We start from the raw sequence: 11601 nt of genomic DNA, 5'->3' as shown, positions 1-11601 counted from the left end.
CGGCCTTCCTTCCCAAAATAGTAGTGAGGAATTATTTTCTTTTAGCCTTCGATGAAACCGTCCTAGGAGCGGCTTTTTTCAAAGGCAAAGGTTGATTATTTTTATTACTAGCCTTATTTTCGATTAATTCTGCAAATTTTACAGGTTTATTCGACTTACTAGCAACAATAAGATTTAAGCAATATCTCGCACCACAAATAAGTAGAATACTAAAAATTGAAATAACCAATGCTACAGCAGAAGCGTATAGAGTAAGATGACCAACAGCTCTAGTACTTTCAATAATGTCAACTCCAATATAAGAAAGTCGACATTCCCCTAATGAACCATTTGCTATTGAAAAAACAACAGTCCACATAATTGTAATTAAAGCGGATACGCCAACACTATCAGTTGCAGCTTCTATAGCGTTCAACATAAAAGACTCCCGCTCAGTTTTATCAATAATATTTTTTAGGCGCAAGCCACAGCCGCTTTTATGCAATAAAGTTACAAGCATTACAATAAAGCATAAAGTTGGAACTATAGAGTAAAAAACAGTGCGATGCACAACGTCAATAACAGCATCAGGAAATATTCCAAAAACCGGAATAGGCGGCAAAGATTTACGTTGAGAAACTGTTAAAGTAAATTGTGCAACAGATCCAATATTAAATCCAGATCCACAAATCCAAGATAATGCCCAAATAGCAACATTAGGCAACCAAACTAAGCAAGCAATAGTTGTAAGAATACGCGAACCATTTTGCATGCCTAGTTTATTGAAATATGAATTAACATAACCAAAATTTGTACAAGCCCAAACCACAACAGTTATTAGTGCAACAAAAGCATATAAACCAAACAAAATTACCGCAGTTCGCTTAGTAATACGAATATTTTTTTGAATATACTCAGGACATATTTGCTTATAACGCTGCTTAGCAGATACAAACAGTGAGCTGCTTGGAAAAACCGCTATAAGTAACGAAATTAAATAAACACAAGAAGATTTACAAGCAACAATAAAAGTAGAATCAAGTAAAGTAACATGCGTATTTTGAGAAAGTATCGCATTAATAGCAGCCCAGACTACAAGCCCAGTAAAATATGCTATATTCCCACCTTTAATACGACGAATTAAGCATACAAGCGTTGAAATAAGTAGAAAAGTAAGGCCTAAAGGAATAATCGTAAGAATGCAATTTCCAAAAGTAAGACCCACGCCTTGAGCAAACATAAACACAGCCCAAGTCATAGACATTGCAGATTCAGAAAGATTACCTGTTCCTTCTTCGATAGAAACCACAAGAAGTGTGAGAGATAAGAAAAGACCTATCGTAAGAGAAAAAATAAGAATAACAATAACAGGAGTTATTACACCTTTAGACATGTTTATTAAGGATGACTTAAGCTTTTCAACCATGCCTTTTCCTTTCAATTCTTTTAGGTGCAAAACCAATATATTGTTTTAAATAGGATATTACTTTAATAATAAGCGATAATAATAAACTTTTAAGCTGGCATAGTAATTAAACTGCTGCAAGGATAATCGCATAATTCACTCATTCCACTAATACCAGTAAGTTCAATAACAAAACTAAAACCTGCAACTATTCCTTGAGCGCGCTTGACAATATTTGCAGCAGCTTTTGCAGTGCCTCCAGTTGCAATAAGATCGTCAACAATAAGCACACGTTGACCTGGCTTAATAGCGTCGCTTTCAATTTCAATACTTGCCTGACCATACTCAAGCATGTATGACTCAGTAATAACTGGAGGAGGTAGCTTACCAGCTTTACGAATAGCAAGAAAACCTTTGCCTAACCGAGATGCCAATAATGGTCCAAAAAGAAAGCCTCGAGCTTCAAGCCCAGCAATCAAATCAATTGAATCAGCTGGCACAGGCAAGGCATCAATCAAAGAATCAATAAGAATTCGCGAAGAGCGCGCATTTGAAAATATAGGAAGAAAATCACGGAATATAATACTAGGATTGGGGAATCCTGGAACGGTACGAATCAAAGAAGCAAGATAAGCGGCATCATCGTTGCTTACTGTTTTCAACGTTTTCACTGTAATATCCGTTGCTGTCATAATCCTAACGTTCTTTTCTTCACAAGACTTGTTATTGGAATATGGAAAGAATGTCACATATTCGCGTGATGCGTGAGACATGTGCTGACTCACACATCACGACTTAAGTATTAAATTATAAATTTATGAGATAAAAGTTATTACTTTTCAGAAGCTGCAGATTCTGATACTGGCTCGTTATCTTCGTTTACAGATTTATTTGCATCATCTTGCTTAGCTTCTTCAGCTTGTGCAGCTTCTTCTGCTTCTTCATCGCTAATAAATGCTGGACGCACATACAATCTGTTCACAGCGCGGAAAGATACTCGCATCAAGCTACCTTCTGAATCGATAACAATCTCTTCATATTGAGTATCTACGCTTACAATCTTGCCGATAATGCCGCCGATTGTAATAATTTCAGTACCTGGTTCCAAAGATTCATGGAAGGAACGCATTTCAGCTTGACGCTTCTTAGCATTGCGAGTCTGGAACATCATCATGCAAACCATTGCTACAACGAGAATAATAAGCATGCCATACTGCTGGAAAAATTGAGGCAAAGTAAACTCCTTAAGTATCCAACCCTAAGACGGTCGAAATGCCGTCCAATTTAATTATTTTAGGCTAGCTCACTGACATTACTAGGCTCTTTAAAGCCCAAATGTTTCCAAGCTTTACTAGTTGCAACACGACCTTTAGGAGTGCGAATTAAGAATCCTTCACGCACTAGATATGGTTCACATACTGTTTCAACAGTTTCAGCTTCTTCACCAACCATTGCAGCTAGATTATTAAGACCAACCGGTCCACCGTTAAACTGACAAACCATAGCCTTCAAAACTGCAATATCAAGTCGATCAAGACCTTGTGTATCAATCTGGTATAAAGCTAACGCTTCAACAACAGCTTCATGATTTACTTCTGACAAATCATGCACAATAGCCCAATCTCTGACACGTCTCAACAAGCGATTCGCTATACGAGGAGTGCCACGAGAGCGTAACGATAGCTCTTTAGCAGCTTGATCTATAAGGCGAATTCCTAAGACTTTAGCAGATCGCTCAATAAGTTTTTCAAGCTCTTCGTGAGGATAAAAATCAAGGTGAGCAGTAAAACCAAAACGAGCGCGCAATGGAGAAGGCAACATTCCTTCCCTAGTGGTAGCTCCAACTACAGTAAAACGAGGAAGAGTTAGCGGTATTGATGAGGCACCAGGACCTTTGCCGACCATAACGTCAACGCGAAAATCTTCCATAGCAATATAAAGCAACTCTTCTGCAGCACGAGGCAAACGATGGATTTCGTCAATAAACAACACCTCACCTGCGTCAAGCGCGCTTAGTATAGAAGCTAAATCTCCAGCATGCTGGATAGCAGGACCTGAAGTAATTCGAATAGGAACTTGCAATTCATTAGCAACAATCATTGCTAATGTAGTTTTTCCCAATCCAGGAGGGCCAGCCAATAACATATGGTCAGGCGCAACATCACGCTTTTTAGCAGCATCTAAAAACAGTTGCAATTGCGCTTTTAAAACTGGTTGACCAATAAAACCTTCTAATGCGCGAGGACGAAGTTCCTCATCACTGAGTTGCTCATTTCCTAAAGGCGTTGAAGAAACCATGCGTAAGGATTCTTCAGCAACACCAGTATTTAGCGCAGAAGTATACTCTTCACTCACTTCAACTCCCCCAATACTAGATTCTTTACAAACATGATTACCTACCCCTATCAAGTGAAGCTAATGCCATTCGTAAAACATTAGGCAAATCTGCATCAGATATAGGAATTGAAATATTATTCTCTGCACAAACTTGCTCAACTGCTCTTTGAGCGTCAACTTGTCTCCAACCCAATGAAACAAGACCCTCTATTACGCATTGCACGCTAGAATCAACAATCTGCTTATTAGATTGAGTAGAATCATTAGAACTATCTGCCAGTATTGAAGAATCAAGAGAACCCTTCAATTCCAAAATAATCTTCTGCGCACCCTTTTTCCCTAAACCAGGAGCAGAAGAAAGAGAAGTTACATCTCCCTCAGAAATAGCTTGTAAAAGACGATCAACATTCAAAGTTGAAAGCATAGAAAGAGCAACTTTAGGACCAATTCCACTAACTTTTTGCACTTGCAAAAACATTCGTTTAGCAGCTTGAGTTGTAAAACCATAAAGAGTTAAAGCATCTTGCGAAACTTGAAGCGACGTATAAACGCGAACTTCCTGGCCTTCATGCAAAGAAGACAAATCTTGAGAAGGCATATAAGTCTCATAGCCAACTCCAGAAACAACAATAAGAGCAGAACGAGCATCAATTGACGCAACTTGTCCAACAAGCATTCCAATCATAAACTCACTCCCACTTAACAAAAACTCATAGCTTAAAGCACATAAAGTCAAATACAATTATAATAGAACATCTGTTCTATTAATATCCTACATGCCTCGAACGACAGAAGAAGATTTACGCGCCTGAGCTTGAGCTAAAGCCCACTGTTTCTGCGCAGCAGTTAGATGCTGCTCGCGCTCGCCACCTTGTAAAGCACCAGAAGGACGAAGAGCATGACAAATAGCTTGAGCTAAAGCGTCGGCAGCATCAGCAGGAGTAGGCAAAACATTAAGTCCAAGTAGTCGCGCGACCATGCGCTCTACTTGAGGTTTTTGAGCTTTTCCGTTTCCAGCTACAGCAAGTTTAACTTCAGTAGGAGTGTGTAAAGCAACAGGAATATTGCGCTGAGCTGCAGCAAGCATTGCAATACCTGCAACCTGTGCAGTGCCAAGAACAGTATTTCGATTTTCTTGCGCAAAAACACGTTCAATAGACACAGTATCAGGCGAAAAACGCTCAATTTTTTCAACTAATCCATTATAAATCTTTAAAAGTCGCAAATCTTGCGAAAGATCAGGCTCAGACCTCAACACATCGACGTGAATAAAAGAAAGCCGACGCGAGACGCCGGCTTCAATCACGCCGACCCCGCAGCGAGTAAGCCCGGGGTCAACGCCCAAAATCATCATAGGAGACTATTCAGCTTCCTCAAGCTGAGCCATAACTTCATCTGAAGCGGTCCAGTTGCTGTAAATATTCTGAACATCGTCCAAGTCATCGAGATTATCGATTAAGCGAGAAACCTTTTGAGCATCTTCGAAGCTCAATTCAACCTCATTATTTGGATGCATAATAATATCTGCAGAATCATAGTCGAAACCAGCTTCCTGCAAAGCCTTACGCACAGTTACCAAATCACTGGAATTGGTGTAAACAGAATAAACATCGCCATCATCAGCAACATCTTCAGCTCCAGCTTCAGCTGCAACTTCGAAAAGCTTATCGTAGTCAACACCTTCGGATGGAACTTCAATCAAACCTTTACGTTCGAAGTTGAAGCTCACGGAACCGCTTGTTGCCAAAGAACCGTTGCCCTTAGTAAGAGTTGAACGCACATCAGCAGCAGCACGATTACGGTTATCAGTAAGGCATTCAATAATCAATCCAACACCTGCAGGAGCGTAACCTTCGTAAACAATCTCTTCATAGTTTGCGCCGCCAGCTTCTTCACCAGAACCACGCTTTACAGCGCGCTTGATATTGTCAGCAGGCATGGAAGCCTTCTTAGCTTTAACGATGGCATCGTACAGCGTAGGGTTACCATCAGGATCGCCACCACCCAAACGTGCAGCAATTTCAATGTTCTTAATAAGCTTGGCAAAAAGCTTGCCACGCTTTGCGTCGATAGCGGCCTTCTTGTGCTTTGTAGTCGCCCACTTGGAATGACCTGACATGATACTCCTAAAACGTACAGTTAATCAAACGAAACGATTTTATTGCGCTTTCGCGACAAATTTTATTTATCTTTTATATCAAGCCCATGCTTTACTTCAAAAATACGCTGGAAAACTGTAATAATACCGCCAATAGCAAGCAGAATCATAGCAAAACTTAACCAAAAAAGTTGATTTGTAAGACCAACAAGCCCCATAGCAACAAGAATCACAGCAACTCTATCTGCACGAGTTATTAAACCTTTTTTAGGATCTACATTTATTGACTGACCGCGAGCGCGAGTGTATGAAGTTACGAAAGCTGCCATAAGAGCAACCAAACAGCTTAATAATCCCACACACTTTATTGCATTGCCATTCAAAGTTGAAATCCAAGTGCACATATCTTTTTCGTGAGCTTCATACAAACAAATGCATACAGAGGAAAATAATGACCAGTCTGCAATGCGATCGAGAGTTGAGTCAAGAAATGCACCAAATTTTGTGCCGCCTGTTGTCAAAGCAGCAACAGAACCATCTAAACTGTCTGCAAGCACAAAAATAGTTAAAAATATAGTGCCAACAACAAACTGTTTAGTAAAAGCAGTAACAAAAGCAATAATAACTACAGCTATTGTGCCGACAATTGTTACACAGTTAGCACTTATGCCTAATCGGACTAGCAATTTTGCAATTGGAGAAATAGTGCGCTTAAACCCGCTGCGTAATGATTCCAACATTGAATGCAACCTTCCTAGCGTAATCAAGCAAATAAAACTTGGATTCAATAAACAATCCCATATTAGTCAACCATACTATCCAAGCGACTGTAAGAAGATAGTAAAAACCCACACAACGCTAAGAAGTGTGGGCTTTTTATTTACGATTCAGCTTACATTTAGATTTAGGCTAGCCAGCTTAAATCACTTAGTGTAACGCTCGAAATCTTCTGCAGTATTGACCTGAACGCGCTGCTTAATGATGGACAAAATCCACTCTTTAGCTTGCGAAACAGGAACGCCATTCAATTGGCTGCCATCGCGGAAGCGGAAGCTCACAGCATTGTTGTTCACATCCTCTTCTCCAGCAATCAAAGTGAAAGGCACCTTAGACTTAGAAGCGTTACGAATCTTCTTGCCGAAGCGATCGTCAGAGTTGTCCATTTCGCAACGAACCATATTCTCTTCCAAATCGCTAATCAATTTTTGCAAGTGTGGAGCGAACTCGTCTGCAACAGGAACGCCAGTTACTTGAACTGGAGCCAACCATGCTGGGAATGCACCTGCATAATGCTCAAGCAAAATAGCGAAGAAACGCTCAATAGAGCCAAAGAGTGCGCGGTGAATCATCACAGGACGCTGGTGGCTACCGTCAGCCGCAATGTACTCCAACTTAAAGCGCTCAGGCAAGTTGAAGTCGAGCTGAATAGTAGAAACCTGCCAAGTGCGACCGATTGCATCGCGAGCTTGCACGGAAATCTTCGGGCCGTAGAATGCAGCTCCACCTGGATCGTCCACGAGTTCCAAACCAGACTCTTTAGCAACCTCTGCCAAAGTATTAGTTGCTTCTTCCCAAATCTCGTCGGAACCGACGAACTTATGCTCATCCTTAGTGGAAAGCTCCAAGTAGAAGTCGTTCAAACCGAAGTCTTTAAGAAGACCAAGCACAAAGTTAAGCAAGCTCTTCAGCTCATCGCGCATCTGCTCGCGAGTGCAATAAATGTGCGAATCATCCTGAGTCAATCCACGAACACGAGTTAAACCATGCACAACGCCAGACTTTTCGTAGCGATACACAGTACCAAACTCAAACAAGCGCAAAGGAAGCTCGCGATAAGAACGCTGGCGAGACTTGAAGATCAAGTTATGCATTGGGCAATTCATTGGCTTCAAGTAGTAGTCAGCACCTTGGCGAGTTACGTTACCATTTTCGTCGCGCTCTTCGTCAAGCTTCATTGGAGGATACATGCCATCCTTGTACCACTGCAAGTGGCCGGAAGTCTCATATAAGCCACCCTTAGTAATGTGCGGAGTTTGTACGAAGCTGTAGTGATGCTTTCTGTGCTGCTCGCGCGAATAATCTTCCATTGCGTTAATAATTGCAGCACCCTTTGGATGGAATACGGCTAAGCCTGGGCCAATCTCGTCTGGGAAGGAGAACAAATCCATCTCTTGACCAAGCTTGCGGTGATCGCGCTTAGCAGCTTCTTCCATGCGAGTTGTGTAAGCTTTAAGTTCTTCCTTGCTAGGCCAAGCAGTGCCGTAAATGCGCTGAAGCATAGGATTCTGCTCCGAGCCACGCCAGTAAGCTGCAGCCACACGCTCAAGCTTAAAAGCCTTAATGTAACGCGTGTTTGGAAGGTGAGGTCCGCGGCACAAATCGCTCCAAACCTTGTTTCCTTCGCGATCTACATTGTCGTACATGCTAAGCTCATGCTTGCTGATTTCGCCAGAGGCAGCAGGATCAAGAGCTGCTTCCTTATCCCCAATCAACTCCAACTTATAAGGTTGATTTGCTTCTTCTTCGCGCGCTTCGTCCTCTGTTACAACGCGACGACGGAAGCTTTGAGACTCTTTAATAATGCGCTGCATATGCTTTTCGATTTGCTTCAAATCGTCTGGCGTAAATGGAGTATCAACATCGAAATCGTAGTAGAAGCCGTCTTTAATTACAGGACCTACGCCCAACTTTGCGTCTGGTCGAATTTCTTGAACAGCTTGAGCCATCACGTGAGTAGCGGAATGACGCATGATTGCGATGCCATCTTCACTATCAAGGGCCACTGATTCCACGGTATCGCCGTCATGAAGAGACGTGTACAAATCACGCAACTCGCCATTTAAACGCACGGCAATAATATTTTTATCTTCCGCGAAAAGTTCAACGCCAGTGAAGCTTGCATCCACCTCCTTGCGTTCCTCGTTTACGGTGATGGAGATGGTATTTTCAGCCATAATTGTCCTTTTCTATCGGGGTCTTGCGTTACTAATGTGCAGACCTGGACTTGTGTGGCGTCGATAAACTTACGCGATTAAACAATCAACAAAACGCGCAAAAACGACGTCAATCGCGCGCATTTTTCACGCGCAATTCGTTGACATTTTAGGACAACAGAGCGACTTTTAAAACTCTTTTGCTAAATAGCGTTTTCGGCTACTTTTTCTCGCCTTGCATGCAATCTTGATGAAAAATCATTAATTTTTATAAAAATGCTTTCGCCAATCTTGACTATTAAGAAGAAAGCTCCAGCGCAAATAGCAATAGTGCCACCGGCAGAAAGCTTCAGTATTACAGCTAAAGCTAGTCCAATTAAAGCAATCGAAACAGCAGTAATTACGCATGCAAGTACGAATTTATTTATAGAAGCAATTCTTCCCTTTAATGCTGCAGCAGGAGCAGCAATAAGAGATACTGAAACAACTGTACCAACTGCTGGAATAATGACGGAAACAGTAATAATAATCAAAGCAAGAACCATGCCTTGTATAAAACCTGATCTTCCGCCTGCAGCACGGTAATTAATAGGGTCAAACGAGCAATGCACAAGATTAGCAGAATTAAAAATCCATAATCCCAAAACAAGCAAGAAAGCAACAGAGGCTGAAATTACGTCTGCAGGAGTGCAATTAAGCAATGATCCAGTTAAAAATCCCTCAATACGCAATGGCAATGGAGCAAACCACTTATTTAAAAAGTATCCACTAGCAAAGCCAACAGTTAAAGTAATACCAGCTGCAGCTTGCGAAGAAATGCCTTTAAGATGCGAAAGTGCATACATTACTAAAGAAAGTACAACACACGCAACAGCAGCACCGACAAAAAGCCCAAGCGACAAAATATTTTGATCTATTGTATAAGCAGAAGTTAAAACTACACCTAATACTGCTCCAGGAAAAGCAGCATGAGTAATAGATTCAGTAAAGAATATTCGCTGATTAAGAAGCGCGAGAGAGCCAACAAAACCACATAGAGCACCTACAACAATTGCTTCAACTATAGGTAGAGCAATAATTTGCCAAATACTTACCATCTATTCCCTACCTTTACAAGATTTTGCTAAAACATGCATATCGGTACCGCTTGTATGAGTTTTATGCGCAAAAACTATAGATGAAATAACTTGGAATAGCCAGCGTACAATAAGCACAACTACGAACATTGCACACATGCTTAATGCAATTGCAGCTTGAGGAGAAATAGGATGATCAAGCTCCAAATTCATAACGTACATACCAAGAACAACTCCAGCAATACCAACAAAGATACCAACTGCAACCATGCGCCCAACTGTTCTAGACACTAAACGAGCACTAGCTCCTGGAATAATAAGGTACCCGATCACAAGAAGAACACCAACAGCTGAAGATGCAGAAACAACAACCGCAGCAATACCAACGTTAAGAACAATATCGACAAAAAGAGTATGCACTCCCATTAATGGAGCACTAGCTCGATCGAAAGCAACAATAATCTGCTGTTTCCAAGTTGCCAAAAGCACAATAATTGCAAACAAGCAAATCCACATTGCTTGAGTCATTCGCTCATCAGTGACATCGAGCAGCCTACCAAACATCAATGCCTCGAGCTGACCTGACATATCACCTTTTTTTAGTGAAATTACTACACCAAGAGCAAAGAAAGTAGTTAAAACAGTTGCGATAATTGATTCATTTATGCGAGTTGAACGAGAAGCCCACACTAATGCAGCAACTAAAAATACTGAACAAATTGCAGCACCAGGAATAATTTGATCTATGCCACCGTATAAAGCGCCTACAACAATTCCAGGAAATATGCCATGCACAATAGCTTCCGCATTAAATTCAGCACATCTCAAGTTCACAAATACACCAACGATTCCGCTAGCTATAGATAGAACTATAAGTAAGCAGAACGGGCGAAAAATATAAGGAGCAGAAGCAATAAAATCAAAACCAGGAATTGGTTCCAGAACTTTTCTTAATGACTCAACTAATTGGGCAAGCATTGAAAATCAGCCTTCCGCAATTTCCGAAAAAGTAAGACCTGCAGAAGCAGCAGGCATGCTTCCACCATATGCACGAGTAATATTTTCTTTAGTCATTACTTCTTTAAGCGCGCCAAAAGCAATCTGCTTGCCAGCTAAAAGTAGCGCTTTTTCACAAATAGCATCTGCAATAACTAAATCGTGCGTAGATACAACAAAAGCAATACCTTCTTGCTTTGCTGATTTCATAATATTAAGAAGTTCTCGGCGATTCGGTTCATCAAGACCATTAAAAGGTTCGTCGAGCAAAATAAGCGTTGGCTTTGCAACAATCGCGCGCGCAAGAAGAATGCGCTGGCGCTGACCGCCAGAAAGGTCACCAAATCGCACATCTGCGCGATTGAATAAACCAACATGATTAAGAGCATCCTCAACAGCTTTTTTCTGATCTTTTTTAAGCAATCCAAGAAAACCTGTCTGTCTACTTAAGCCCATTGCAACAACTTGCCGTGCAGTAATCGGGAACGTTAAATCCAAATCAACCTGCTGTGGAACATATCCAATAGACAAAGCCTTAGGCATTTTCAGTTCACCGCGACTTACGCGCACGATACCAATAATAGCCTGCAAAAACGTTGTTTTCCCAGAACCATTTGGACCTATTAAAGCCAAAGCTTCCCCGGCTTGCACACTGCCATTAATACCAGTCACTACAGTTTTATAACCGTATGCCAGGTCGCAATTTTTCATTGCAAGGACGCTCTTATTCACTATATTTCCAGTCTTTTCAGTTTATTAATAAGTATTCGTAACAGT

12 protein-coding genes are annotated in these 11601 nt (G+C 41.2%); all 12 read right to left on the bottom strand.

Going from position 1 to position 11601, the window contains the following annotated elements; all coding sequences use genetic code 11:
• Positions 1–31 precede the first annotated feature (31 nt).
• Positions 32–1405: a DUF6350 family protein gene (locus HXT32_RS02490; RefSeq protein ID WP_033888439.1), complete on the bottom strand. Its 1374-nt coding sequence runs from the start codon at positions 1403–1405 to the stop codon at positions 32–34.
• An 89-nt stretch (positions 1406–1494) separates the two neighbouring features.
• Entirely contained in the window at positions 1495–2076 is a 582-nt protein-coding gene (locus tag HXT32_RS02485) for an adenine phosphoribosyltransferase (RefSeq protein WP_012914213.1), read from the bottom strand.
• A 140-nt stretch (positions 2077–2216) separates the two neighbouring features.
• Positions 2217–2618 carry a preprotein translocase subunit YajC gene (gene yajC / locus HXT32_RS02480; protein ID WP_004108823.1) on the bottom strand — a complete coding sequence of 134 codons (402 nt, stop codon included), beginning with the start codon at positions 2616–2618 and terminating at the stop codon, positions 2217–2219.
• 59 nt (positions 2619–2677) lie between these two features.
• Positions 2678–3682, bottom strand: a complete 1005-nt coding sequence (gene ruvB / locus HXT32_RS02475) for a Holliday junction branch migration DNA helicase RuvB (protein ID WP_217431467.1) — start codon at positions 3680–3682, stop codon at positions 2678–2680.
• Between the two features lie 94 nt (positions 3683–3776).
• Positions 3777–4406, bottom strand: a complete 630-nt coding sequence (ruvA, locus tag HXT32_RS02470) for a Holliday junction branch migration protein RuvA (protein ID WP_004108817.1) — start codon at positions 4404–4406, stop codon at positions 3777–3779.
• Positions 4407–4493: 87 nt separating this feature from the next.
• Positions 4494–5075 carry a crossover junction endodeoxyribonuclease RuvC gene (gene ruvC / locus HXT32_RS02465; protein WP_012914216.1) on the bottom strand — a complete coding sequence of 194 codons (582 nt, stop codon included), beginning with the start codon at positions 5073–5075 and terminating at the stop codon, positions 4494–4496.
• A 6-nt stretch (positions 5076–5081) separates the two neighbouring features.
• Positions 5082–5840 carry a YebC/PmpR family DNA-binding transcriptional regulator gene (locus HXT32_RS02460; RefSeq protein WP_004108813.1) on the bottom strand — a complete coding sequence of 253 codons (759 nt, stop codon included), beginning with the start codon at positions 5838–5840 and terminating at the stop codon, positions 5082–5084.
• Positions 5841–5902: 62 nt separating this feature from the next.
• On the bottom strand, positions 5903–6559 hold the full coding sequence (locus HXT32_RS02455; RefSeq protein ID WP_004108811.1) for a CDP-alcohol phosphatidyltransferase family protein: 657 nt from the start codon (positions 6557–6559) through the stop codon (positions 5903–5905).
• Positions 6560–6742: 183 nt separating this feature from the next.
• Positions 6743–8773 carry a threonine--tRNA ligase gene (gene thrS / locus HXT32_RS02450; protein ID WP_033888440.1) on the bottom strand — a complete coding sequence of 677 codons (2031 nt, stop codon included), beginning with the start codon at positions 8771–8773 and terminating at the stop codon, positions 6743–6745.
• A gap of 182 nt (positions 8774–8955) precedes the next feature.
• Entirely contained in the window at positions 8956–9849 is an 894-nt protein-coding gene (locus tag HXT32_RS02445; protein ID WP_004108805.1) for a metal ABC transporter permease, read from the bottom strand.
• Entirely contained in the window at positions 9850–10806 is a 957-nt protein-coding gene (locus HXT32_RS02440) for a metal ABC transporter permease (protein ID WP_012914218.1), read from the bottom strand.
• A 6-nt stretch (positions 10807–10812) separates the two neighbouring features.
• On the bottom strand, positions 10813–11535 hold the full coding sequence (locus HXT32_RS02435) for a metal ABC transporter ATP-binding protein (RefSeq protein WP_041160582.1): 723 nt from the start codon (positions 11533–11535) through the stop codon (positions 10813–10815).
• Between the last annotated feature and the right edge of the window lie 66 nt (positions 11536–11601).

Origin of the sequence: Gardnerella sp. DNF00747 (assembly GCF_049262675.1) — a bacterium.
Lineage (GTDB): Bacteria > Actinomycetota > Actinomycetes > Actinomycetales > Bifidobacteriaceae > Bifidobacterium > Bifidobacterium swidsinskii.
Note: the sequence above shows the minus strand (reverse complement) of the source record. Positions and strands in the feature narration are given on the sequence as shown.